The 24,866-nt window shown below is 66.1% G+C and carries 21 protein-coding genes; 9 read left to right on the top strand and 12 right to left on the bottom strand.

The features are described from left to right. Positions 1-3 precede the first annotated feature (3 nt). Complete coding sequence (locus tag AYJ57_RS16125) at positions 4-471, top strand: GNAT family N-acetyltransferase (protein WP_066108248.1); 468 nt, start codon at positions 4-6, stop codon at positions 469-471. Between the two features lie 68 nt (positions 472-539). Here AYJ57_RS16125 and AYJ57_RS16120 read toward each other — a convergent pair whose 3' ends face one another. After that, positions 540-1,286 (bottom strand): dienelactone hydrolase family protein, encoded by a 747-nt coding sequence (locus AYJ57_RS16120; protein ID WP_066108246.1) that lies wholly within the window; start codon positions 1,284-1,286, stop codon positions 540-542. Positions 1,287-1,419: 133 nt separating this feature from the next. Then, on the bottom strand, positions 1,420-2,652 hold the full coding sequence (locus AYJ57_RS16115; RefSeq protein WP_066108242.1) for a urate hydroxylase PuuD: 1,233 nt from the start codon (positions 2,650-2,652) through the stop codon (positions 1,420-1,422). Between the two features lie 99 nt (positions 2,653-2,751). On the opposite strand from AYJ57_RS16115, the gene AYJ57_RS16110 reads away from it, so the two are divergent. The 4 genes from AYJ57_RS16110 (at position 2,752) to AYJ57_RS16095 (ending at position 7,249) form a co-directional block, all read left to right on the top strand. Continuing rightward, a complete protein-coding gene (locus AYJ57_RS16110) occupies positions 2,752-3,687 on the top strand; it encodes a LysR family transcriptional regulator (RefSeq protein ID WP_066108239.1) in 936 nt (311 codons plus the stop codon). A gap of 124 nt (positions 3,688-3,811) precedes the next feature. Next, the gene (puuE, locus tag AYJ57_RS16105; RefSeq protein WP_066108235.1) at positions 3,812-5,248 is read left to right on the top strand and encodes an allantoinase PuuE; all 1,437 of its coding nucleotides are present in this window, start codon (positions 3,812-3,814) and stop codon (positions 5,246-5,248) included. Beyond that, positions 5,245-5,733 carry an ureidoglycolate lyase gene (locus AYJ57_RS16100; protein WP_066108232.1) on the top strand — a complete coding sequence of 163 codons (489 nt, stop codon included), beginning with the start codon at positions 5,245-5,247 and terminating at the stop codon, positions 5,731-5,733. The genes puuE and AYJ57_RS16100 overlap by 4 nt, the downstream gene beginning before the upstream one ends. Before the next feature lie 52 nt (positions 5,734-5,785). Then, on the top strand, positions 5,786-7,249 hold the full coding sequence (locus AYJ57_RS16095; RefSeq protein ID WP_066108229.1) for a uracil-xanthine permease family protein: 1,464 nt from the start codon (positions 5,786-5,788) through the stop codon (positions 7,247-7,249). Between the two features lie 355 nt (positions 7,250-7,604). Here the strand turns inward: AYJ57_RS16095 and bhcD are convergent, their stop codons facing one another. From bhcD to bhcA, 4 genes are all read right to left on the bottom strand, one after another. Next, positions 7,605-8,570 (bottom strand): iminosuccinate reductase BhcD, encoded by a 966-nt coding sequence (bhcD, locus tag AYJ57_RS16090; RefSeq protein WP_066108225.1) that lies wholly within the window; start codon positions 8,568-8,570, stop codon positions 7,605-7,607. Between the two features lie 125 nt (positions 8,571-8,695). After that, complete coding sequence (bhcC, locus tag AYJ57_RS16085; RefSeq protein WP_066108221.1) at positions 8,696-9,859, bottom strand: 3-hydroxy-D-aspartate aldolase BhcC; 1,164 nt, start codon at positions 9,857-9,859, stop codon at positions 8,696-8,698. Between the two features lie 3 nt (positions 9,860-9,862). After that, the gene (bhcB, locus tag AYJ57_RS16080) at positions 9,863-10,834 is read right to left on the bottom strand and encodes a beta-hydroxyaspartate dehydratase BhcB (protein ID WP_066108218.1); all 972 of its coding nucleotides are present in this window, start codon (positions 10,832-10,834) and stop codon (positions 9,863-9,865) included. After that, positions 10,834-12,033: an L-aspartate--glyoxylate aminotransferase BhcA gene (gene bhcA / locus AYJ57_RS16075; RefSeq protein WP_066108214.1), complete on the bottom strand. Its 1,200-nt coding sequence runs from the start codon at positions 12,031-12,033 to the stop codon at positions 10,834-10,836. The genes bhcB and bhcA overlap by 1 nt, the downstream gene beginning before the upstream one ends. 168 nt (positions 12,034-12,201) lie before the next feature. Here bhcA and bhcR point away from each other — a divergent pair, with 168 nt between their 5' ends. Continuing rightward, a complete protein-coding gene (gene bhcR, locus AYJ57_RS16070; protein ID WP_066108211.1) occupies positions 12,202-13,044 on the top strand; it encodes an HTH-type transcriptional regulator BhcR in 843 nt (280 codons plus the stop codon). Here bhcR and AYJ57_RS16065 read toward each other — a convergent pair. From AYJ57_RS16065 to xdhA, 6 genes are all read right to left on the bottom strand, one after another. Further along, on the bottom strand, positions 13,025-13,900 hold the full coding sequence (locus AYJ57_RS16065) for a bifunctional allantoicase/(S)-ureidoglycine aminohydrolase (protein ID WP_066108208.1): 876 nt from the start codon (positions 13,898-13,900) through the stop codon (positions 13,025-13,027). The genes bhcR and AYJ57_RS16065 overlap by 20 nt on opposite strands. Positions 13,901-14,077: 177 nt before the next feature. Continuing rightward, complete coding sequence (gene guaD, locus AYJ57_RS16060; RefSeq protein ID WP_066108205.1) at positions 14,078-15,415, bottom strand: guanine deaminase; 1,338 nt, start codon at positions 15,413-15,415, stop codon at positions 14,078-14,080. A gap of 84 nt (positions 15,416-15,499) precedes the next feature. Further along, positions 15,500-17,083: a xanthine/uracil/vitamin C permease gene (locus AYJ57_RS16055; protein WP_066108202.1), complete on the bottom strand. Its 1,584-nt coding sequence runs from the start codon at positions 17,081-17,083 to the stop codon at positions 15,500-15,502. Between the two features lie 67 nt (positions 17,084-17,150). Continuing rightward, a complete protein-coding gene (xdhC, locus tag AYJ57_RS16050; RefSeq protein WP_066108198.1) occupies positions 17,151-17,978 on the bottom strand; it encodes a xanthine dehydrogenase accessory protein XdhC in 828 nt (275 codons plus the stop codon). Beyond that, complete coding sequence (xdhB, locus tag AYJ57_RS16045) at positions 17,975-20,299, bottom strand: xanthine dehydrogenase molybdopterin binding subunit (protein WP_066108194.1); 2,325 nt, start codon at positions 20,297-20,299, stop codon at positions 17,975-17,977. Before xdhB ends, xdhC begins: the two co-directional genes overlap by 4 nt. Before the next feature lie 12 nt (positions 20,300-20,311). Continuing rightward, entirely contained in the window at positions 20,312-21,763 is a 1,452-nt protein-coding gene (gene xdhA / locus AYJ57_RS16040) for a xanthine dehydrogenase small subunit (RefSeq protein ID WP_066108190.1), read from the bottom strand. Positions 21,764-21,921: 158 nt separating this feature from the next. On the opposite strand from xdhA, the gene AYJ57_RS16035 reads away from it, so the two are divergent. The 3 genes from AYJ57_RS16035 to AYJ57_RS16025 all read left to right on the top strand — a co-directional run bounded on the left by AYJ57_RS16035 (position 21,922) and on the right by AYJ57_RS16025 (position 24,866). Then, positions 21,922-22,836 (top strand): LysR family transcriptional regulator, encoded by a 915-nt coding sequence (locus tag AYJ57_RS16035; protein ID WP_066108187.1) that lies wholly within the window; start codon positions 21,922-21,924, stop codon positions 22,834-22,836. A 168-nt stretch (positions 22,837-23,004) separates the two neighbouring features. Continuing rightward, a complete protein-coding gene (locus tag AYJ57_RS16030) occupies positions 23,005-24,633 on the top strand; it encodes a (2,3-dihydroxybenzoyl)adenylate synthase (RefSeq protein WP_066108184.1) in 1,629 nt (542 codons plus the stop codon). After that, positions 24,630-24,866, top strand: coding sequence for a phosphopantetheine-binding protein (locus AYJ57_RS16025; RefSeq protein ID WP_066108181.1), 237 nt, complete (start codon positions 24,630-24,632; stop codon positions 24,864-24,866). Before AYJ57_RS16030 ends, AYJ57_RS16025 begins: the two co-directional genes overlap by 4 nt.

Raw genomic sequence — 24,866 nt, 5'->3', positions numbered from 1 at the left:
CCCATGGCCCTCACCCTGCGCCACAACCGTGACCGCGATCTGGCTCCCTTGGCGGCAATGCTGCCGGACGCCGAGATACCCTTGCTTAATCCCAACGCCAAAGTGCCCTTCGATGAGATGGAGTGGCATCGCAAGTGGCTTGGAGAGCGTGACGACGCTTCGTTCTACCTTCGCGACGATGCGGGTCGGGACGTTGGGTTCTTCGCCCTGCGCGTGGGTGTTGGTCCCGAGGTGCGGCATCTGACCTACGCCTATGTGGCCGAAGAGGCGCGTGGCGGTGCTGGTGCAGAGCTTACGGACCTTGTGGAGCAGGCGGCGCGGGACCTTGGTGCTTTGACCCTCACGCTGAAGGTCGAGGTCGAAAATGGCCCGGCGCATAACGCCTACCTCTCGGCTGGCTACGAGGAACTCTCGCGGCGTCAGGGCATGGCGACCATGTGGCTGGATCTGGAGGAACGACGGGCCGCGTGAGCGGGGCACTGGCGTACGCGCGGGCCGGAGCCTTCCGGGGGAAGGCTCCGAAGCTCATGATACGCCCGTCAGCCCGGCAATTGTGCCGCTAGGAAGCGGTTGAAGGATTCCCAGCTCGCGACATCGGCGCGCTCTTGATAGTTGTCGGAGCCGAACACCGTGAACGCATGCGGCGCACCCGAGAACACTTCGATCGTGTAGGTCGTGCCAGCGCCTTCAAGCTCGGTCGCGAGCGTGGCGACGTCCTCCATCTTGATGGAGCTGTCCGCGCCGCCATGCATCACGAGGACCGGCGGCTCATCACCCTGCCATGTCTGGCCTTCGGGTGTCGTCAGCCCGCCATGGAAGGTGGCATAGCCGCTTGCGGTGTCCGCCATCTCGCTGCGTGCCATTTCGAGCGCCACGGCACCGCCGAAGCAATACCCCATGACCACCATCTGCGAGACGTCCGAGCGCGACAGAGCTTCATCTACGCCCGCCTTGATCAAGCTGCGCATCCGCTCTCGGTCTTCATAGAGCGCACCTGTCGCCGCGCGGCGGTGATCGACCGTCTCGGTGGGTGTCTTGTAACCGAACATGTCCAGAGCGAAGGCGTTATAGCCCATTTCGGCCAGCATGTCGGCCCGCTCGCGTTCGTAATCGGTCATCCCGTCCCAATCGTGCATGATCAGGACGAGGCCTTTGGGCGACTCCGCCTCGGCCCAATAGCCGGTGAAGGCTTCGTCATTGACGGTGTAGGAAATGTCTTCGGCAAAAGCCGGCGTGCTGACCACAGTCGCGGTCGCAATGATCATCGAAGTAACAGAAGTGCGCATGAATACTCCCCTTGTGCGACCGGCCCTTCTTTGAGGGCAGTGTCGGTGACGAATGAAAGAGAAGTAGCTCTGCGCGGGTGGGCGGCAACGCCCCCAGCACAGGGTGGCTTGGGGGGCGCGCTGCCGCTGGTGCTCAGCCTTTGGTCGCGGCGTGATACCAGTTGACGATCTCGCGGCGCGCCTCGGGATCCATCTGGATCGCGTTGGGCGGCGGCATCGCGTGGCTGGCACCGGCCTGCAGGAACACCAGCTTGGCGTGGCGGGCCACATCAGACTCCGTCTCCAGCACGACGCCTTTGGGCGGATGGTTCAGACCGTCCCACGAAGGCTCGCGCGCGTGGCACATCGAGCAATTGCCGACGACCGCGTAATAGGCATCCTCAAAGCCATCTGCCCCGGCGAATTTCTCCTCATAGGGGGTGAGGGGCCGCGCTGCGGCCTCCTCGTAGCTGTCCATCATCGGGGCCGTGGACAGCCACGCGATGGCGATGAAGAGCAGCGCGGTGGCGACCCATGTCCAGTAGGGCGCCCCCTTGCGGGCGTGCATCGAGTTGAAGAAATGGCGGATCGTCACGCCCATCAGGAAGACAAGGCTGGCGATGATCCACGCATTGTCGGTGGCGAAGGCCAGCGGGTAGTGGTTCGACAGCATCAGGAAGACGACGGGCAGCGTCAGATAGTTGTTATGGGTCGAGCGCAGCTTGGCGATCTTGCCGTATTTGGGATCGGGGGTGCGGCCGTTCTTGAGGTCATCCACCACGATGCGCTGGTTCGGCATGATGATGAAGAACACATTTGCGGTCATGATCGTGGCGGTGAAGGCCCCAAGGTGCAGCAGCGCGGCGCGGCCGGTGAACACATGGTTGTAGCCCCATGACATCACCACCAGCATCACGAAGAGCAGCACCATCAGCAGCGTCGGCGTCTCGCCGAGCTTCGATTTGCACAGCCGGTCGTAGATCAGCCAGCCGATGGTCAGCGACAGCGCCGAGATCACGATGCCTTGGAACAGCGAGATGTCCGCTTTGGTGGGGTCGATCAGGAAAAGCTCGCCGCCTGCCCAGTAGACGATCATCAGAAGGCCCGCGCCCGAAAGCCATGTGGCATAGCTTTCCCATTTGAACCACGTCAGGTGGTCGGGCATCTGCTCGGGGGCCACGAGGTATTTCTGGATGTGGTAGAAACCGCCGCCGTGGACCTGCCATTCCTCGCCATGGGCGCCGACGGGCAGATGCGGCACCTTGCGCAGACCGAGGTCGAGCGCGATGAAATAGAACGACGAGCCGATCCACGCGATTGCGGTGATCACGTGCAGCCAGCGCACGGCAAAGCCCAGCCAGTCCCAGATGATGGCGAGATCATACATCCCGGTGTCTCCCTCTTATGGTTATGCCGCACCCTAGTTCGGCGTCGATTATTCTGCTATCTCCGGGTTCTACCAAGCAGTTTCAAGAAATTCCGAAAAATGTCCTACCTCGACAATATCCGGACCTTCGTGCGTGTCTATGAGTTGGGCAGCATGTCCGCCGCGGGTCGCGACCTGCGCATCTCGCCGGCGGTCACCTCGGCGCGAATCTCGCAGCTCGAGGACCATTTGAACGTGCGGCTGTTCCAGCGCACCACCCGCAATCTCACCGCCACAGAGCAGGGCCGCGCCTTCTATACCGGCGCGCGCGAGGTTCTGGAGGCGCTCGAGAGCGCCGAGGCGCAGGTGGCGCAACTCACCGAAAATCCCAAGGGCTCGCTCTTTGTCGCGGCGCCGCTGGGGGTGGGGCGGCGGCTGATCGCTGCGCAGGTGCCGGGGTTCCTGCGCGAATATCCCGAGGTGCAGATCCGCCTGCGCCTGTCGGACCGCAAGGTCGATCTTACGACCGAAGGACTCGATCTGGCGTTCTTCCTTGGCCAGCCTGAAGACAGCACCCTGCGTATGCGCAAGATCGCCGACGTCGCGCGCGTGCTCTGCGCCGCGCCGACCTATATTGCGCGGCGTGGCAACCCGGCCTCGGGCGAGGCGCTGATCGCGGAAAAGCACGAATGCCTCAACCTGCGCTTCCCCGGCGCGACGGAGTTTCAATGGCCGCTGCGCACGCCCGAGGGCACGAAGCGTTTTGCCGTCTCGGGGCGCTATGAGTCCGACGACGGCGACGTGCTGACCGATTGGGCTCTGGCGGGCGAGGGGATTGCGCTGAAGCCGGTCTTCGAGGTGGCCGAGTATCTGCGCAGCGGGCGACTCGTGCCGGTGGCCGAGGCCACCCCGCCGGAGCCGATCCAGATGGCCTGTCTGTTCACGCATCGCCGCGGGCAGGATCCAAAGACGCGGCTTTTCATGGACTATGTGACCGACCGCATCGGCGCAGCGATCCGGCAGGCCGAGCAGCGCGCGGCGGAAAGCGGGCGGTAGGGGTGTTCCCGCGCGCCCGCAAGGCGGTTGAGGCAGCTTCAAACGGAATTTGAAAATCATCCGGTATTTTCCGGATTACACGTGTGGGATGACCCGGAGGCAACACCGAAGGAGCCCGTCCCCCATGACGCTGTTGAGCCCGCTGCCCGCGACCCGCTATCCCCGCGACCTGACCGGCTATGGAGAGACCCCGCCTGATGCCCGCTGGCCGAACGGCGCCAAGATCGCGGTGCAGATCGTGGTCAACTACGAGGAGGGCGGCGAGAACAACGTCCTGCACGGTGATGCGGCGTCCGAGGCGTTCCTTTCAGAGATCGTCGGTGCCGCGCAATGGCCCGGCCAGCGCCATTGGAACATGGAGTCGATCTATGAATACGGCGCCCGCGCCGGGTTCTGGCGGCTGCATCGGCTGCTGAAGGATATCCCCGTCACCGTCTATGGCGTCGCCACCGCGCTTGCCCGCGCGCCCGAGCAGGTTGCCGCGATGAAGCGCGCCGGTTGGGAGATCGCTTCGCATGGGCTCAAATGGGTCGAGCACAAGGATATGCCCGAGGAAGAAGAGCGCGCGCAGATCCGTGAGGCGATCCGCCTGCACACGCTGGTGACCGGCGCGCCGCCGCGCGGCTGGTACACCGGGCGCTGCTCTATGAACACGGTCCGGCTCGCCGCCGAAGAGGGCGATTTCGCTTATATCGCCGACAGCTACGCCGATGATCTGCCCTATTGGAGCCGGGTCGCGGGCAAGGATCAGCTGATCGTGCCCTATACGCTGGATGCCAATGACATGCGGTTTGCCTCGCCGCAGGGGTTCAACTCTGGCGACCAGTTCGAAAGCTACCTGCGCGACAGTTTCGACACGCTCTATGAGGAAGGGCAGGAGGGCGCGCCGAAGATGCTGTCGATCGGGCTGCACTGCCGTCTGGTCGGTCGCCCGGGCCGTGTCGCGGCGCTGAAGCGGGTGCTGGCGTATATGGCCTCGCACGACGGGGTCTGGTTCGCCACGCGCGAGCAGATCGCCGATCATTGGGCGGCGCAGCATCCTGCGAAGGCGGGCCCGCGTCCCTCCGAGATGGACCGGGCCAGCTTCACCGAGGCTTTCGGCGGTGTCTTCGAGCACAGCCCGTGGATCGCCGAGGGCGCCCATGCGCTGCAGCTTGGCCCGACGCATGACAGCGCGCTGGGCGTGCATTCGGTGCTGGCGCGGGTGTTCCGCGACGCCCCTGACGAGAAGCGGCTGGCGGTGCTGACCGCGCACCCCGACCTTGCGGGAAAACTGGCGCAGGCCAAGCGCCTGACGGCGGAGTCGACCTCGGAGCAGGCAGGCGCCGGGCTCGACGCGCTCACCGACGACGAGCGCGCTGCCTTCACCGAGCTCAATGAGGCTTACACCGCGAAATTCGGCTTTCCCTTCATCATCGCGGTGCGCGACAACGACAAGGCGTCGATCATGCAGGCCTTCCGCCGCCGCATCGAGAACGACCGCGCCACCGAGTTCGCCGAGGCCTGCTGTCAGGTCGAACGGATCGCCGAACTGCGGCTGATCGACAAGCTCGGCGCATGAGCCGGATCGACGCCGCGCCGCTGACTGCCGCAGCCTTCGCCCCGTTTGGCGAGGTGCTGGAGGCGGACGGCACGCCCGACAAGATCATCAATCAGGGGCTTTGCGGGCGGTTCCACGACCGCGCCACGCTCGACATCACCGGGGGCCGCGCCGGGATCAGCCTGTTCAAGGCCGAGCCGCGCCAACTGCCGCTGCGGCTCGAGATGGTCGAGCGGCATCCTCAGGGCAGTCAGGCCTTCGTGCCGATGAGCTTTGATCCTTTCCTCGTGGTGGTCGCCCCGGACGCAGGCGGCCGCCCCGGCGCGCCCCGCGCCTTCCTGACCCGCCCCGGTCAGGGGATCAATTTCCACCGCGGCACGTGGCACGGGGTGCTGACCCCGCTGCACGCGCCGGGACTTTTCGCCGTGATCGACCGGATCGGCGAGGGGCCCAACCTCGAGGAGCACTGGTTCGACGAACCCTACCTCATTCACGCCACCGCGTGAGGATGTCGGCAGCAAGACCGGCCCCGCGCCCCAACAGGGATCTGACTAAGACATGACCGACCACAGTCTCGGAACACCGGAGCAATTGCGCGATCCGGATTTCACCCCCGTGCTGCACAAGGCGATCCCGCTCGGGATTCAGCATGTGCTGGCGATGTTCGTCTCGAACGTGACGCCCGCGATCATCGTCGCCGGCGCCGCGGGCTTCGGCTTTGGCTCGAACAGCCCGGACTTTCCCGAACTGCTCTATCTCATCCAGATGTCGATGCTGTTCGCCGGGGTGGCGACGCTGTTGCAGACGATCACCCTCGGCCCCGTGGGCGCGGCGCTGCCCATCGTGCAGGGCACATCCTTTGCCTTCATCCCGATCATGATCCCGCTGGTTGCGGGCAAGGGTGTGGACGGGCTGGCTGCCATGTTCGGCGGGGTCCTCGTGGGCGGCGTGTTCCACGCGCTGCTTGGCACGGTGATCGGGCGCATCCGCTTTGCCCTGCCGCCGCTGGTGACCGGCCTTGTGGTGACGATGATCGGCCTCGCGCTGGTCAAGGTGGGCATCGAATATGCCGCGGGCGGTGTGCCCGCCAAGGCGAGCGGCGCCGAAAGCTACGGCTCTTGGGCCTCTTGGTCGGCGGCGCTGGTGGTGCTGGCGGTGACGCTGGGGCTGAAGTTCTTTGCCCGTGGCATGCTGAGCATCTCGGCGGTGCTGATCGGCATCCTAGTGGGCTATGTCTATGCGCTCTTCACCGGCATGCTGACCCTGGAGGCCATCACCGGCTCGTGGCAGAACGCCGCCGCCTTCGCGCTGCCGGAACCGTTCCGCTATGGTCTCGAGTTCTCCATCGCCTCGGTGATCGGCTTTTGCCTGATGGCTTTCGTCTCGGCGGTTGAAACCGTCGGTGACGTCTCGGGTATCACCAAGGGTGGCGCGGGCCGCGAGGCGAGCGACCGCGAGATCTCTGGCGCCACCTATGCCGACGGCATCGGCTCGGCCATCGCGGGCATCTTCGGCGGCTTTCCCAACACCTCGTTCAGCCAGAACGTCGGGCTGATCGCGATGACCGGCGTGATGAGCCGCCATGTGGTGACCATCGGCGCGATCTTCCTGATCGTCTGCGGGCTGGTGCCGAAGGTCGGCGGGGTGATCCGCACCGTGCCGATCGAGGTGCTGGGCGGCGGCGTGATCGTGATGTTCGGCATGGTCGTGGCCTCGGGCATCTCGATGCTGTCCGACGTCGATTGGACGCGGCGCAACATGGTGATCTTCGCCGTGGCGCTTTCGATCGGTCTGGGGCTGCAGCTGGAGGTGCTGAACGTCGCGCCGGGCGCGCCCAATGCGCTGCAGCACCTGCCCGACACGCTGCGCATTCTGGGGGCTTCGGGGATCCTGCCCGCCGCGCTGATCGCCATCGTGCTCAACCTCGTGCTGCCGGAGGAACTGGCCGAGGAATCCACCGAAGAGGTCTCGGGTGGCCTCGCCGGCCATCGCGGAGAGGAGCCGCGCGGCGAGAGGGTCTGACCCGATCGACCTTAGGTGGAAGCTGCGGCGCGTCCCTTCGGGGGCGCGCCGTTTGTATTGGATGTTGCGTGGGTGTCTGGTTCGGCAGTTCCGGCGAATGGTCTGCGCGCAAGTGGCCCGGAACCAAGGCCGAAGGCCGCCGGGCAAGCGCTTGCCCGTCCCGGCGGGCTGGCGCTCTTCATCCTCTTGCGGGGATTGAGGTCATCCGGATGTGATGGGGATAAAGCGGCGACTTCCCAAGTCAGAGCGCCACCCCACGGGCATGCGCTCGCCCAGCTTTGGTGGCGCCTCGTGGTCAACGGAAAAGGGCGGAGGCAAAGCCCCCGCCCTTGGCGTCTCCATCTGAACGCTGTCGTCAGAAATCGACCTCAATCGCGATGCCCTTCTCGACCGCCAGATCGACCACTGCCGCGGCGACCGCGAGGTCCTGCAGGCCCACGCCGGTGCCGTCGAAGAGGGTGATCTCTTCGGCCGAAGCGCGCCCCGGATGCGCGCCATTGATCACCGCGCCGAGCTGGGTGATGGCACTCTCGTCGATCAGCCCCTGCGCCACCGCGTGCTGCGCTTCGCCAATCGACACCGACTGCGCCACCTCGTCGGTGAACACCGTGGCCTTGGCCAGCAGCGCCGGAGAGACCTCCTGCTTGCCCTTGGTGTCGGTGCCCATGCAGGCGATGTGGCAGCCGGGCGAGACGTGCTCTGCCATGAGGATCGCGTCGAACGACGAGGTGATCGAGATGATCACATCGGCCTCACGCATGCCCGGCAGGTCCACCGCCTCGAAGGGCACGCCCGCCTCGGCGGCCACCTTTTCGAGGTTGGGCAGCATCTCGGGGTGCAGGTTCCAGCCGATGACCTTGTCGAACTCGCGCTGCTCGAGCGCGGCGCGCAGTTGGAAGGTCGCCTGATGGCCCGCGCCGACCATGCCGATCACCCGTGCGTCTTCGCGCGCAAGGTGCCGGATCGACACCGAAGAGGCCGCGGCGGTGCGCAGCGCGGTCAAAAGATTGCCGCCCACCATCGCCTTGGCCTTGCCGGTGTCCGGATCAAAGAGAAACACCGTGGACTGGTGGTTGATGATGCCACGCGTCGCGAGGTTGTTGGGCCAGTAGCCTCCGGCCTTCAGCCCCAGCGTCAGGCCCGAGCGATCAAAGCCGCCCTTGAAGCCGTAGAGCGCGTCTTCATGGCCGATGGCCTCGCGCACGACGGGGAAGTTGTAGGCGTCACCGGCGGCCATTGCGGCAAACACTTTCTCGACCGCAGCAAAGGCGGCGTCGCGGGTCATCAGGCTGGCGATCTCGCGTTCGGGAACGATGAGCATGAAGCTCTCCTTTCAAAGAAAAGCGCCCGCGCGCCGGGACAAGAGAGCGCGCGGGCGAGGCGTACCCGGAGGTCGGTCCGGGCACGGGGCAAAGAGTGAACGGGGCAAAGAGTGATGCTGGAGGATCAGTAGGCCTTGCCGCGGGCCGAGACCGGCCAGAGCGTCTCGACCTTGCCGCCGCGCACGCCGACGTACCAATCGTGCACATTGGCGGTGGGATCGCAGTGGCCGGGCACGAGCCTCAGCTTGTCGCCCACCTTCAGCACGCCGCTCGGGTCGGCGATCACGCCATGCTCGTCCGAGCATTTGGTGTAGTCCACGTCGGTCCGGCCAAAGATCACCGGCAGGCCGCTGTCCACCGACTGCGCCTTGAGGCCCGCGTCACAGACCGCGATCTCGGGCTTGGCGTGGCTCATCACCTGCGTGAGGATGAAAAAGGCGTTTTCCCACTCGCCGTTGTCGATGCGGTTGCCGTCCTTGTCGCGGATGCGGCCATAGTCCGCATCCATGAAGGCGTAAGACCCGCACTGCAGCTCGTTGTAGACGCCCGAGTTGCTCTCGAAATAGTAGCTGCCGGTGCCGCCGCCCGAGACCAGCTCGGGCTTCAGCCCCGCTGCCTCCAGCGCCGCCACGGCCTCTTCGACCTGTGCGATGGCGATGGCCAGTTTCTCGCGCCGCGCCTCATAGCTGTCGAGGTGCTGCATCGCGCCTTGGTACGCCTGAATGCCGGTGAATTTGAGCCCCTCGGCGGCGTCGATGGCCTGCGCGATCTCTACCACCGCCGTGGCGGTGGTCACGCCGCAGCGGCCTGCGCCGCAGTCGATCTCGACAAAGCACTCGAGCGTGGTGCCGTGGCGCTGCGCGGCCTCCGACAGCTCGGCGACATTGGCGAGGTCATCGATGCAGACAATGATCTTTGCGCCCAGTTTCGGCAGCCGCGCCAGCCGGTCGATCTTGCGCGGATCGCGCACTTGGTTTGAGACCAGCACGTCCTTGATGCCGCCGCGCACGAAGACCTCGGCCTCCGACACCTTCTGACAGCACACGCCGACCGCGCCGCCAAGCCGCATCTGCAGCTTCGCCACGTCCACGGATTTGTGCATCTTGCCGTGCACGCGGTGGCGCATGTTGTGGGCGCGGGCGTAGTCGCCCATCTTGCGGATGTTGCGCTCGAGCGCGTCCAGATCGAGCACGAGGCAGGGCGTCTGGATGTCTGCCTCGTCCATGCCGGGCAGCGCCGGCACGTCATAGCCCACCTCGAGTTGGTCGAAAGTCACGGGTGCGTTCATGGCTCAGGCTCCTTTGGTCCAGGGCAGGCGGTCGAGATCGACATTGCCGCCGGTGATGATGAGACCGACGCGCTTGCCAGCGAAACGGTCGCGGTTCTTGAGGAGGGTGGCAAGCGGCACGGCGCTGCTGGGCTCCATCACGATTTTCATGCGCTTCCAGATCAGCTTCATCGCGTCGATGATTTCGTCTTCAGACGCGGTGAGAATGTCGCTCACATGGCTCGAGACGAAATGCCACGTCAGATCCTTGAGTGGCACCTTCAGCCCGTCGGCGACGGTCTCGGGGGCGTCATCGGCGATGATGTGCCCGGCCTTGAAGCTGCGGTAGGCGTCGTCGGCCTGCTCGGGCTCGGCGGCGATGACCTGCACCTCGGGGGCCAGCGTGGAGAGCGTCAGGCAGGTGCCCGAGATCATCCCGCCGCCGCCGATCGGGGCGAGCACCATGTCGAGACCATCGGTCTGTTCCATGAACTCGCGCGAGCAGGTGCCTTGCCCCGCGATGACGCGCGGATCGTTGTAGGGGTGGATGAAATCGCCGCCCGTGGCCGCCTGCACCTCGGCGAACACCGCCTCGCGCGACGAGGTGGACGGCTCGCATTCGGTGATGATCCCGCCGTAGCCGCGCACTGCGTCCTTCTTGGCCTGCGGCGCGCTGCGCGGCATGACCACATTGCACGGGATGCCGCGCCGCCCGGCGGCGTAGCTCAGCGACAGCGCATGGTTGCCCGAGCTGTGGGTGCAGACGCCCTTGGCTGCCTCGGCCTCGGTCAGGCCAAAGACCGCGTTGGACGCGCCGCGCACCTTGAAGGCCCCGGCCTTCTGGAAGTTCTCACACTTGAAGAACAGCTGCGCGCCGGTGAGCTCGTTCAGCAACGAAGAGGTCAGCACCGGGGTGCGATGGATGTGCGGTGCGATGCGATCATGCGCCGCCAGCATGTCGTCATAGGTAGGGATGTTCAGCGCGATATCTTTCATCACGCGGCCTCCTGACTGGCGGTGCGGGCGGTGGCGGTGCTGGTGCGGTAAACCTCCTGCGCCGCCGCGACACCCGAGCCCAGAGTGATCTTCAGCCCCAGATCCTTCATGCACATCTCGGCCGTGGCAAGACCCGACAGCGCCATGACGTCGGTCAGGCTGCCCAGATGCCCGATGCGGAACACTTTCCCGGCAACCTCGCCAAGCCCCGTGCCGAAGGCGACGCCATAGGTCTGCGCGGCGTGGCTGACGATATCGGTGGCGTTGAACCCTTCCGGCGTGCGGATCGCGCTGACCGTGTCCGAATAGAGATCGGGCGAGGCGGCGCAAAGCTCCAGCCCCCATGCGCCGACGGCGGCGCGCACGCCCTCGGCGATGCGGTGGTGTCGGGCAAAGACATTCTCCAGCCCCTCGTCCAGCAGCATCCGGCAGGCCTCGTTGAGCCCGTTCAGCAGGCCGACGGCGGGCGTGTAGGGGTAGGCATCATTGGCATAGCCCTTGGCCATGTCATGCACGTCGAAGAACGTGCGCGGCAGTTTTGCGGTTTGCGTCGCCGCCATGGCCTTCTCGCTGAAGCCGGTGATGGCAAGGCCCGGAGGCAGCATGAAGCCCTTCTGCGAGCCGGTGACGGCGACATCGACGCCCCAGTCGTCAAACCGGAAATCCATCGAGGCGATCGAGCTGACGCCATCGACAAACAGCAGCGCCGGGTGATCCACGTCGTCGAGCGCGCGGCGCACTGCGGCGATGTCCGAGCGCACGCCGGTGGCGGTCTCGTTGTGAGTGGCGAGCACGGCCTTGATGCGGCGGCTTTTGTCGGCGGCGAGGATCTCGGCGTAGCGGTCTGCGGGCAGGCCCTCGCCCCACGCGGTTTCCACCACTTCGACGGTCAGCCCGTGGCGCTGGCACATGTCGATCCAGCGGTGGCTGAACATGCCATTGCGCGCCGCCAGCACGGTATCGCCCGGCGAGAGCGTATTGGTCAGCGCCGTCTCCCAGCCGCCAGTGCCGGTCGAGGGAAAGATGAACACCTCGGCGCTGGCGCTCTTCAGCACACGGCGCACGCGCTCGCGCGCGGGGTGCAGGATCTGCCCAAACAGCGGCGAGCGATGGTCGATCGTCGGCATGTCGCAGGCCTTGCGCAGGCTCTCGGGGATGTTGGTCGGGCCCGGAATGAAAACGGGGTTCTGAAAGCTCATGGCCACCTCCTTTGGTCGCTGAAAGCCACCGTAGCCGGGCTGTCCGCGTGTGGAAATTTTTTTGAAATCGTTTTTCAAAAATGTAATTGTCGAGAAGATCAAGCGTTGTCAGAGGGTTGATTTTTTCATATCGTGAATTCGGCTTTCAAGTAGAATGAAAGAGATTTGATGGATTCTCCGAAAGATGCCGAAACCAGCCCCCGCCGCGCGCGTGGCAGGCCGCGCGGCTGGGAGGACAACAGCGCGCAGAACACCATCAAATCGCTCGACCGGGCGATGGAGGTGCTGGACTACCTGAGCGCCCATCCCGGCCTGACCCTCTCGGAACTGGCGGGCGACCTGCGGCAGTCTCCGGCCACGGTTTACCGTATTCTGGTCACGCTCGAGGGGCGGCGGCTGGTCGAGTTCGATCCTGCCGAACAGCTTTGGCACATCGGCCCGCAGGCCTTCGTCATCGGCGCGCGCTTCCTGCGGCGCACCAGCCTTGTGGAGCGGGCCCGACCGATCCTGCGCGCACTGATGGAGGAGACCGGGGAAACCGCCAACTTGGGCATCGTGCGCGAAGCCTCGGTGCTGTTTGTCAGTCAGGTCGAAACGCATGAGAGCATCCGCGCCTTCTTTCCGCCGGGCACGCTGTCGCCGCTGCATGCCTCGGGCATCGGCAAGGCGCTGCTGGCCGAGATGGCTGGGGAGCGTTTGGAGAAGCTGCTGGCGCGTAAGATGGAGCGGTTCACCGCGCATACGCTGGCCGAGCCCGAGGCGCTGCGCGCCGATCTCGCGGCGATCCGGGCGCGGGGCTATTCCATTGATGCAGAGGAAAAGAACCTCGGGATGCGCTGCATCGCGGCGGCGGTCTTCGATGCCTCGGGCGAGGCGGCGGCTGGGATTTCCGTCTCCGGCCCGACGATCCGCATGCGCGAGGACATGACGGATGAAACGAGCCGCGCGGTGATGCGCGCGGCTCGGGAATTGACGTCGGCGATTGGTGGGGTCACTCCGCCGGAGCGCTGATCTTCTTTGCCGCAGGCATGGGCTGGGCGGCGCCAGAGGGGCGCAGCGCCATATGCCGGTTCACGTCCTTGTAGAGCAGGTAGCGGAAGCGGCCCGGCCCGCCCGCGTAGCAGGCCTGCGGGCAGAAAGCGCGCAGCCACATGTAATCCCCGGCCTCGACCTCGACCCAGTCCTGATTGAGCCGGTAGACCGCCTTGCCCTCCAGTACGTAAAGCCCGTGCTCCATCACATGGGTCTCGGCAAAGGGGATGACCGCGCCGGGCTCGAAGGTCACCACGGTGACATGCATGTCATGACGCAGGTCGCTGGGGTCGACGAAACGGGTGGTCGCCCATTTGCCGTCGGTGCCGGGCATCGGGGTGGGCGCGATGTCCTGCTCGTTGGCGATGATCACCTCGGGGTGGGGCAGGCCGGGCACGGCCTCATAGGCTTTGCGGATCCAATGGAAGCGCAGGGTGTCATCACCCTTGTTGCGCAGGGTCCAGAGCGTGGCGGGCGGCAGGAAGGCATAGCCGCCTTCGCGCAGCACATGGCTCTCGCCCTCGACGGTGAGCGTAGCTTCGCCCTCCACGACGAAGAGCACACCCTCGGCGCCCGCTTCGGTTTCGGGATGGTCCGAGCCGCCGCCCGGCTGCACTTCCATGATGTACTGTGAGAAGGTCTCGGCAAAGCCGCTGAGCGGGCGGGACAGAACCCAGAGGCGGGTTTCTTCCCAGAAGGGCAGGAAGCTGGTGACGATGTCGCGCATCGTGCCCTTGGGGATCACCGCGTAGGCGTCGGTGAACACCGCGCGGTCGGTCAGCAGTTGGCTCTGCGGTGGGTGGCCGCCGGTGGGGGCGTAGTAGTTGGGGGTCATTTCTGGTTCCGGTCGGAGAGGCATTGCCCCGAGTATGGGCGGCGGCTGCGCCGGGCGCGACAGGGCGCGAGACGAAAGGTCTTTCTTGGAAAACAAGAAAATCGTGCCCGGTTTTTCGGCAATGCAGAAAGGAAAAGCCGCTCTGCCGGCCCACCAGCGGCGGGCCGGCCTTGCGCGTCAGGCCGGCTGCAACGCCGGTTGCCTCGCCGCGCGCGCGCCGATCTTCTGCGGGGTGCCAGCCACATAGGTCTCAGCCACCGCACGATCATCACCCAGCATTTGCAGCACAAAAAGCTCTTCGCTCAGCGTCTCGGCCCGCTGCATCCGCAGCGCCATCGGCTCGGTCGCCGCGCTGTCGAGCACCACGATATCCGCCTCGGTCCCCGGCTCAAGCGTGCCGATCTTGTCTTCCAGCCCCAGCGCCACGGCATTGCCGCGGGTGATCCAATGGAAGGCACGCAACGGGTGCAGTTTCTGGCCCTGCAACTGCAGCACCTTGTAGGCCTCGTTCAGCGTTTGCAGCATCGAGTAGCTGGTGCCCGCGCCGACATCCGTCGCGATGGCATTGGTGATCCCACGGCCGCGCAGCCCCGCATCGTCAAAAAGCCCGCTGCCAAGGAAGAGGTTCGAGGTCGGGCAGAACACCGGCTTCGCGCCGGTCTCGGCCAGCAGGTCAATCTCGCGCGGCTCAAGGTGGATCGAATGGCCCAGCAGCGCCTTGGGGCCAAGCAGGCCATAGCGCTCATAGACGCCAAGGTAGTCGGGCGCCTCGGGATAAAGGCTCAGCGTATAGGCGATCTCGTCGCGGTTTTCTGACAGGTGGGTCTGCACATAGCACTCGGGGTGCTCGGCGGTGAGCGCGCCCGCCATCTCCATCTGCTCGGGGCTCGAGGTGATGGCAAAGCGCGGCGTGATGGCATAGCTGGCGCGGCCCTTGCCATGCCAGCGGGCGATCAGCCGCTTGGTGGCGTCATAGCCCGATTGCGGCGTGTCGCGCAGCGCCTCGGGCGCGTTGCGGTCCATCATCACCTTGCCGGTGATCATCCGCATGTCGCGGCGCGCGGCGGCGCTGAAGAACGCCTCGGCAGAGGTCTCATGCACCGACGCATAGGCAACGGCGCTGGTGGTGCCATGGGCGCAAAGCTGGCCCATGAACCAGTCTGCCGTGGCTTCGGCATGGGCGGGGTCGGCGAAACGGGTCTCTTCGGGGAATGTGTAGCTGTTAAGCCAATCCAGCAGTTGCGCGCCCCAGGAGGCGATGACCTGCACCTGCGGGAAATGGATGTGGGTGTCGATGAAACCGGGCATAAGCAGATGCGGGCGGTGGTCCACCACCGGCACGCTCGGCGCTTGCCGGGCCAGCTGATCGTAGCTGCCGGTGCCACGAATGATCCCGCCCGCGATCAGGATCGCCCCATCCTCGATATAGCGATAGGCGGCATGATCCTCGGGGCCCTGCGGTTCGGCAGTGAAACTGAGGATGCGTCCGCGCAGGAGCACTTGGTCGGTCTTCATGGGGATACCTTTCGGGAACGGGCGGGGAGGGAAAGAGCGGCGCGGGCCGGGATGGGGCCCGCGCCGCCAGAGAGTGTGTCGCGGTTATTCGGCGGGCGCGGCGGGCGGTTCTTCGACCACCAGATGTTCGTTGTGCGCAGCGCCCTCGCGGTGGAACAGCGGGTAGATATAGAGGAAGGCGGCGGCGATCAGGTAACCGGCCGACACCGGGCCGAGCGCGGGCCAATGCAGGCTGGCACCGTGGATGATCCCCACCAGCGACATCAGCGCGGCAGCGAGCGCGAAGCCCCCGGCGTTGCGGAACCTCCCGTCGATCACGCTGGCGACGATGGCGCCCCAGATGAGCCCGGTCAGGATCGCGCCTTGGCTCAGCGAGAGATGCCCGGCGAAATGCGCGCCCTGTTGCAGCAGCGCGGCGGTCAGCGCCTCGTCACCAAGCTGCGGCAGGCCCTCGACGCCGGTCGCCTGCAGCGCGCCCATCAGCGCCCCCCATTTGATCATCAGGAAGGACGAGACATGCGGCATCATCGCGATGGTGACGGCAGCCATATGCGCGGGCTTCACGCAATGGGCGGTGTTGGTGATCAGGCTCAGCGCCACGAAGACCAGAACCGGTGCGGCGGCGGCCTCGGGGATCAGGTTGTTGAGAAAGGCCAGCAGGCCAAGGAAGGCAGCGAGCGGGATCACCGTGCCGACACCGATGATATAGCCCGCATGCGCGCCCATACGCTTATAGGCCGGGTGGCCGATATAGGCGGTTGTGGGGAAGGGCGAGCCAAAGACCGCGCCGATCATCGTGCCAAGCCCGTCGGTGATCTGGCAGACGCCGACCGGGTAGTGATCCCCGGCGCTTTCGGCGCTCTCGACGTTGTTCATCGTTTCGATGAAATTGTAGATCTGCACGGGCACCAGCACGAGGAAGAGCTCGGGGTTGGCAAAGAGGTGCAGAATGCCCGCGATCAGATCGCCCACATAGGGCAGCGGCGGGTAAAAGCCGGTGCCCTCGAGGCTGATCCGCGCCTCGCCGATGCTGAAGGCCACGGCGGTGCCGACGATCAGCGCCAGCAGGCCCGCGGGAATGTTGAACGGCAGGCGGAAGCGCCCGACAAGGCCCCAGAGGATGATGATCAAAGAGGCAAAACCGATGTAGGGCTGCTCGAAGATCGTCGCCAGCGGCACGGTGCCGATGAACACCAGCGCGATGCCGCAGAGCGTGCCAAGCATCCCGGCGCGCGGGGTGACCCGCTTCAGCCAAGGCCCGACGATGGCCCCGAAGGCGGCGACGATGCCGCCGATGAAGCCCGCGCCGATGCCCACCTGCCACGCCAGCGTGGGATCGTTGGTGGCCCAGTAGATCGGGCCGATGACCCCGAAGAGATAGACGAACATCACCGGCGTCGAGATGCCGTAGGGCAGGGCGGTGACATCGCGCCCGTGGCGCGCAGCGGCGCGTTTGGCCAGCACCACATAGGCCGCGACGCCCGACAGGATCGCCACTGCCGCGCCGGGCAGGATGCGGCCATAGACGATCTCGGACGGCATGCCAAAGACGAACTGGCAGACACCCGCCAGCACCATCAGGTTGATCAGATTGTCGGTGAACAGCGCCCAGAAGGCGCTGAAATCGCTGCGTGAGAACAGCTTGTAGGTGTAACTCCCTTCCCGCATGTGGGATCTCCTCGGGTTGCTTGCGATTGTCCCGCGCCGCCCGCTCCTCTTCGGGCGGGCGCGGGGGTTACTCGGCGGCGATGGCCACGGGCTGCGCCGTGGCCTGCTGGCGGGTGAGGGCGGTCAGCACCTCGGCCACCACGAAGGCGGCGATCACCTCGGGGCGTTTGTCGCGGCTGCCCTGTGCGCCGATCGGGCAGGTGAGCGCGTGGGTCTCCAGCCCATCGCACTGATCCCGCGCGAAGCGGCGGAACTTCTCGCGTTTTGTGGCCGACCCGATCAGCCCGACGTAGCGCGCATCATCCCGCTGCAGCGCCGCCGAAGCGCAGAGAAAGTCGAGCGCATGGTCATGGGTCAGCACGACGAAGGCGCTGCCCGGTGGGGCCATGGCGATCTCAAGTTCGGGCAGGGGGGTGAGACGGGTCTCGACCCGCGCGGCGCTCAGCGCCAGTTCCTCTGCACGGCTGTCGATCAGAACGCAGCGCACCGGCAGGTGCTGCAGCAGATCCGCCAGCGCCCGGCCCACGTGGCCCGCACCGTGGATTTGCACCATGGGCAGCGCAGCGGCCTCCTCTGCCGCCCGCGCCTGCGCCGCGTGCCGGTCCTTTGCGCTCATGCGGCTCAGCGAGACCTCGACCCGCCCACCGCAGCATTGCCCGATCTCGGGACCGAGCGGCACATCCAGCGTCTCGGCCAGATCGCCGCGCGCCAGCAGCGCCCGCGCCGCGGCGATGGCCCGGTGTTCGAGCTGGCCGCCGCCGATGGTGCCATGGCGGGAGTTCTCGCCGACATACATCTCGCATCCTGCCTCACGCGGCGAGGAGCCGCGCACCCGGCTCAGCCGCACCCGCGCGAGCGGGCCGGGTGCGCTCAGGAAGGCGTCGAGCGTGCTCATGACCGCCCCGCCAGCCGTTCGACCGCCAGCAGCACGCGCTCGGGCGTGGCGGGGGCGTCGAGGCGCGGGCATTCGCGGTAGTCCGCGACGCTGGCGACGGCCATCGACAGCGCCTCAAAGACCGAGATGCCCAGCATGAAAGGCGGCTCGCCCACGGCCTTGCTGCGCTTGATGGTGCGCTCGCGGTTTTGCGACCATTCGGCGAGGTCCACGTTGAAGACGCGCGGCCGGTCCGAGGCGAGCGGGATCTTGTAGGTCGAGGGCGCATGGGTGCGCAGCGCGCCCTTGTCGTCCCACCACAGCTCTTCGGTGGTCAGCCAGCCCATGCCCTGAACAAAGGCCCCCTCGACCTGCCCGCGGTCGAGCACCGGGTTCAGCGAGCGTCCCACGTCGTGCAGAATATCGGTGCGCTCGACGCGGTACTCGCCGGTCAGCGTGTCGATGGTGACCTCCGAGCAGGACGCGCCATAGGCGAAGTAGTAGAAGGGCCGCCCCTTGCCCGCCGCGCGGTCCCAATGGATGTCGGGCGTCTTGTAGAACCCCGCCGCCGAAAGATGCACGCGCGCCATATAGGCAGCCTTGATCACCTCGTTCCACGGCAGCAGTTGCGCGCCGACCTGCAGATGGCCCGGCACAAAGCGCACCTCTTCGGGGCGCACGCCCCAATGCCCGGCGGCAAAGTCGATCAGCCGTGCCTTGATCTGATCGGCGGCATCCAGCGCCGCCATGCCGTTGAGATCCGAGCCCGACGAAGCGGCGGTGGCCGAGGTGTTGGGCACTTTCTCGGTGGTGGTGCGAGTGATCTTGATGCGCTCGAAATCCACTTGGAAGGCGTCGGCCACCACCTGCGCGACTTTGGTGTTGAGCCCTTGGCCCATCTCGGTGCCGCCGTGGTTGAGGTGGATCGAGCCGTCCGAATAGACGTGGATCAGCGCGCCTGCCTGATTGTAGTGGGTTGCGGTGAAGGAGATGCCAAACTTCACCGGGGTCAGCGCGATCCCCTTGCGCAGCACGCCGCCCTGCGCGTTGAACGCGAGGATGTCACGGCGGCGCTGCTGGTAGTCGCAGCTCTCTTCCAGTTCCGAGACCACGCGGCCGATGATGTTGTCGGCCACTTCCTGATGGTAGGGCGTCAGGTTCCGCCCATCATGCGCGTCGCCGTAGAAGTTCGCCTTGCGGACCTCCAGCGGGTCCTTGCCGAGCGCATAGGCGATCTCTTCGATCATCCGCTCGGCGGCGACCACGCCCTGCGGCCCGCCGAAGCCGCGAAAGGCGGTGTTCGAGACGGTGTTGGTCTTCATCGGGCGGCTCTGCAGGCGGACGTGCGGGTAGAAATAGGCGTTGTCGGCGTGAAAGAGCGCGCGGTCGGTGACCGGACCCGACAGATCCGACGACCAGCCGCAGCGCGCGGCAAAGCTGCCGTCCACCGCGCGGATGCGGCCCGCGCCGTCAAACGCTACGTCGTAATCGATGACGAAGTCGTGCCGCTTGCCGGTGGCGGTCATGTCCTGATCGCGGTCGGGGCGGATCTTCACCGGGCGGTTCAGCCGCTTGGCGGCCATCGCCGCGACCACGGCGAAGAGGTTCATCTGGCTTTCCTTGCCGCCAAAGCCGCCGCCCATGCGCCGCACGTTCACCACCACGGCGTTCGAGGGCACGCCCAAGACATGCGCCACCATGTGCTGCGCCTCGCTCGGGTGCTGGGTCGAGCAATGCACGATCACGTCTTCATCTTCGCCGGGCAGGGCAAAGGCGATCTGCCCTTCGAGGTACATGTGATCCTGCCCGCCCACCGCGAGCCGCCCCTGCAGCCGGTGCGGAGCGGTGGCCATCGCGGTCTCGACCTCGCCACGTTCGAGCTTCAGCGGGTCGGTGATATGCGGATAGCCCGCCTCCTGCGCTTCGATCGGACCCAGCGCATGGGGCAGCACTTCGGCCTCGACCTTGGCAAGCGCGGCGGCCCGGCGGGCGGCATCGCGGGTTTCGGCGATCACCGCAAAGAGCGGCTGGCCGTGAAACTCGATCTTCTCGGTGGGGAAGACCGGCTCATCGCCGCGCCCGGTGGGGCTGATGTCGTTGTGCCCGGGAATGTCGGCGGCGGTGAGCACATCGACCACGCCGGGGGCAGCACGCACGGCGGAAAGGTCGAGCCCCTTCAGCGTGGCATGGGCCACCGAAGAGACCCCGAGATAGGCGTGCAGCGTGCCAATGGGTTCGGCGATATCGTCGGTGTATTCGGCGAGGCCGCGCACATGTTTGATCGCGCTGTCGTGCTGGCGATCCTCGTGGACCGCGCCGCGGATGTTGGGCTGGTGTTTCATGTCTCTCCTCCCTCAGGCGCTCAGACGGACGGGCTGGCCATCCTGTTCGAGAAAGAACCGCCGCAGCAGGTTCTGGGCGACGCGCATCCGGTAGCCTGCCGAGGCGCGCCAGTCGCTGAGCGGCGCGAAATCTTCGGCCATGGCGCGGGCGGCAGCGGCAAAGCTGGCCTCGCTCCACGGCTGGCCCAGCAGCGCGGCCTCGGCCTTTCCGGCGCGTTTCGGGGTGGCCGCCATCCCGCCAAGCGCGATGCGGGCGCTCTGGATCACACCGCCCTCGACGCTGACGCTGATCCCGGCGGCGACGGCAGAGATGTCTTCGTCGCGGCGCTTCGAGATTTTATAGGCGGCGCAGCGCGTGGCGGGCGATGGCAGCGGCACGCGGATGCTTTCGACGAACTCACCGGGGCGACGGTCCTGCTTGCCATAGTCGATAAAGAACGCCTCGAGCGGCAGGGTCCGGCGGGTTTGACCGTGGCGCAGCGTGACCTCGGCTCCAAGCGCGATCAGCACCGGGGGCGTGTCGCCGATGGGCGAGCCATTGGCGATATTGCCGCCGACCGTGCCCATGTTGCGCACCTGCCAGCCCGCGATACGGTTCCAATATTCCTGAAGATGCGGCAGATGCTCGGCGATCAGCGGCTGCACTTCAGAATAGCTGACGCCTGCGCCAAGGGTGATCGCGCCTTCGGTGACCTCCACGGCTTTCAACGCATCGAGATGGGCGATGAAGATCGCGGGCGAGATCGGGCGCAGGAACTTGGTGACCCAGAGGCCCACATCGGTCGATCCGGCAATCACCGTCGCCTGCGGATGCGCGGCATAGGCGTCCGCGAAATCATCCAGATCGGCGGGCAGGATCGCGCGGTCGCCGTCGGGGCCGGTCTCGACCCGGCGTCCATCCTTGAAGGCAAGCAGCTCCGCCGCCACGCGCCCGCGCTCTTGCATCAGATGATCCGCCTCGGGCGTTCCATACTCGCTCACCGCCACGGCGGCGCGAATGATCGGCGCGTAGCCGGTGCAGCGGCAGAGGTTGCCCTGCAGTGCCGTCTCCACCTGCGCCTCGCTCGGTTGCGGGGTCTGCATCCAGAGCGCATAGAGCGACATGACGATGCCCGGCGTGCAAAAGCCGCATTGCGCGCCGTGATGCTCGACCATCGCCCGCTGCACCGGGTGCAGCGCGCCGTCCGGGCCCGTGAGGTGCTCGACCGTCACCACGTGGCAGCCATCGAGCGAGGCGACGAAGCGGATGCAGGCGTTGACCGCCTCATATCGCAATGCGCCCTCATGCAGACGCCCGACCAGCACGGTGCAGGCCCCGCAGTCACCCTCGGCGCAGCCTTCCTTGGTGCCGGTGAGGCGACGATCAAGCCGCAGGAAATCGAGCAGGGTCTGCGTCGCCGGAACCTGAGGCAGGCTCACGGTCCTCCCGTTGAGCAGAAAACGGATCTCGCTCCGGTGCGTCATGCATCCCTCCGTGGCTGAGCATGTGGCTGGGTTTACGGAGGGGGACGCTAGCAGCGCGCACTCTCTCTGAATACGCGTGGTTTCGCCAAGGACTTTATACGGATTGTTGATAATAATCTGTCGCCCGCCGTAGTATGCCGGGGGCACGGAGGTCAGCAATGCAATATATCGAAAGCCTGCGGGTCTTTGTCCGGGTGGTCGAACTGGGCAGCATCACCTCGGGCGGGCGCGACCTGCGGCTGACGCCCGCGGTGGCCAGCAAGCGGATCAAGGAACTCGAAAGCCGCCTTGGCGTGCGCCTGTTCAACCGCACCACACGCTCCATCAGCCCGACAGAGGTGGGGCGGGTGTTCTACGATCAGGCCAAGACGGTGCTGGCCTCGGTCGATGAGGCCGAAGCGGTGGTGGCCAATTTCTCGGAAACACCTCGCGGGGCGGTGCGCGTGACCGCGCCGCTTGGCATCGGACGCCGGATCATCGCGCCGCTGGTGCCCGCCTTCACTGAGAAATACCCCGAGGTGCAAGTGCAGATGCGCCTGTCGGACCGGCAGGTCGACCTGATGGCAGAGCGGCTGGATGTGGCATTCTTCCTGGGGGTGGCGAAGGATTCCAACTTCAAGCTGCGACAGATCTACGACTGCCCGCGCGTGCTTTGCGCAGCGCCCTCCTATCTCGAAAAGCGCGGCATGCCCGAAACGCCCGAGGACCTTCTGGGCGGGCGGCACAACTGCCTGTTGCTGCGCTACCCGCGCTCGCCCGAATACTTCTGGCAACTGAAGACCGAGACCGGGCTACGCCGTCTTGAGGTCGCCGGCCGGTTCGATGCCGACGACGGCGATGTGCTGACCGCCTGGGCGCTGGAGGGGCATGGAATCGCCAATCGACCACGGCTGGAGGTGGCGCGCCACCTGGGCAGCGGCGCGCTGGTCGAAGTGCTGCCCACAACGCCACCGCTGCCGTCGACCTTTGGCTGCCTCTTCCTGCACAGAAAGCTGCAGGACCCCAAGATCCGCCTCTTCGTCGACTTCATGGCCGAAGCGGCCCGCGAGCGGATTGCGCGGCTCGACAGCTGACGGCCTGTGGCACCTCAAAAATTTCCTCGATTTGTCAGGCGGTTTCTCGCGGATCAATACCTGATCAAAATACACGGTATTGTAAGTTGACCAAATTTGTAGTGATTGATAGCGCGAAGGAACGGCGCGCGCCGCGCCACCCTGCATTGCAAAGCCGGAGCATCGAGCATGACGACCCCCGAGCAAATTTGGCCCGAGAAACTGGCGCAAACCTACGTCGAAAAGGGCTATTGGCAGGGCGAAACCTTCGGTCAGATGCTCGACCGGCTGGCGCAGGCGTATCCCGAGCGCATGGCCGTGATCGCCGGTGAGGCCCGTTGGAGCTATGCCGAACTGGCGCGCCGCGCCCGGATCGCAGCCGAGGGCTTTGCCGAACTGGGGCTGGAGCCGGGCGAGCGGGTGCTGCTGCAGATGCCGAACCGGGCCGAGTTCCTCGCCGCAGCCTTCGGTCTCTTCTATGCGGGGCTGATCCCGGTCTACGCGCTGCCCGCGCACCGCGAGACCGAGGTGCTCCATCTCGCCGCCAAATCCGGCGCGCGCGCCTATGTGGTCGCTGACCGGCACGACGGGTTCGATTATCTGCCGCTTGCCCGCCGCGTGCTGGCCGAGGTCGAGGGCGTCGAGCATGTGATCGTCGCGGGCGATCCCGGCGAGTTCACCGCGTTTGACGCGCTGGGCGGGGAGGGGCTGAGCGCCCCGGTGCCGCGCGATCCGCAGGCGGTGGCCTTTCTGCAGATCTCCGGCGGCTCCACTGGCCTGCCGAAGCTGATCCCGCGCACCCATGACGATTATCTCTATAGCGTCCGCGCCTCGGCCGAGATCTGCGGGCTGAGCGCGCGCAGCGTCTATCTCTGCGCGCTGCCCGCGGCGCATAACTTCCCGATGAGTTCGCCCGGCTATCTTGGCGTGCTGCATGTGGGCGGCACCGTGGTCATGAGCCCGAACCCGCAGCCCGATATCGCCTTCCGGCTGATCGCCGAACATGGTGTGACGATCACCGGCCTTGTGCCGCCGCTGGCGCTGCTGTGGATGCAGGCCGCGCCGCGCAGCAAACACGATTTGTCGAGCCTCGAGGTTCTGGGCGTCGGCGGCGCGAAATTCATCCCCGAGGCGGCGGCGAAAGTGCGCCCGGTGCTGGGCTGCACGCTGCAGCAGGTCTTTGGCATGGCCGAGGGGCTGGTGAATTACACCCGTCTCGACGATCCCGAAGAGATGATCATCAACACCCAGGGCCGCCCGATCAGCCCCCACGACGAGGTGTTGGTGCTCGACGACGACGGCAAGCCGGTGCCCGAGGGCGAGCCCGGCAATCTCTACACCCGCGGGCCCTACACGATCCGGGGCTACCACGCCGAGCCTTCGGCCAACGCCCGCAGCTTCACCCCCGACGGCTTTTACCGCACCGGCGATGTGGTGCGGCGTCTGCCCGGCGGCTACCTCGAGGTGCGCGGCCGCGCTGGCGATCACATCAACCGCGCGGGCGAGAAGATCTCTGCCGAAGAGGTCGAAGATCACCTGATCGCCCATGAAGGGGTTTTCGATGCCGCCGTCGTGGCGCTGCCCGACAAGTTCCTTGGCGAGAAGACCTGCGCTTTCGTGGTGCGCGCGGAAGCGGGGGACGTGCAGTCCAAAGACCTCAAGGCCTTTGTCCGCGGTCGCGGCATCGCCGAGTTCAAGGTGCCCGACCAGATCGTCTTTGTGCCCGAGTTCCAGACCACCGCCGTGGGCAAAGTCAGCCGCAAGGCACTGCGCGCGGCGCTGAAAGACAATTACCTGAACAAAGGAGACGCCGCATGAGCCTCAGTAAGGACAAGATGCGCGCCGATATCGCCGAAGCGCTGGAGATCGCCCCCGAAGAGATCACCGATGAGGCCAACCTCTTCGATCTGGGGCTCGATTCCATGCGCCTGATGTCGCTGGTGATGACATGGCAGGACGAGGGCGAAGAGGGCGATCTTTCGGAGATTTGGGAGCATCAGACCTTCGGCGCCTGGTGGGGCGTGGTCGCCGCGCAGCGCGCGGGGGCCTGA

Source organism: Salipiger sp. CCB-MM3, assembly GCF_001687105.1.
Lineage (GTDB): Bacteria > Pseudomonadota > Alphaproteobacteria > Rhodobacterales > Rhodobacteraceae > Salipiger.
This window is presented reverse-complemented; position numbering and strand designations above follow the sequence as displayed.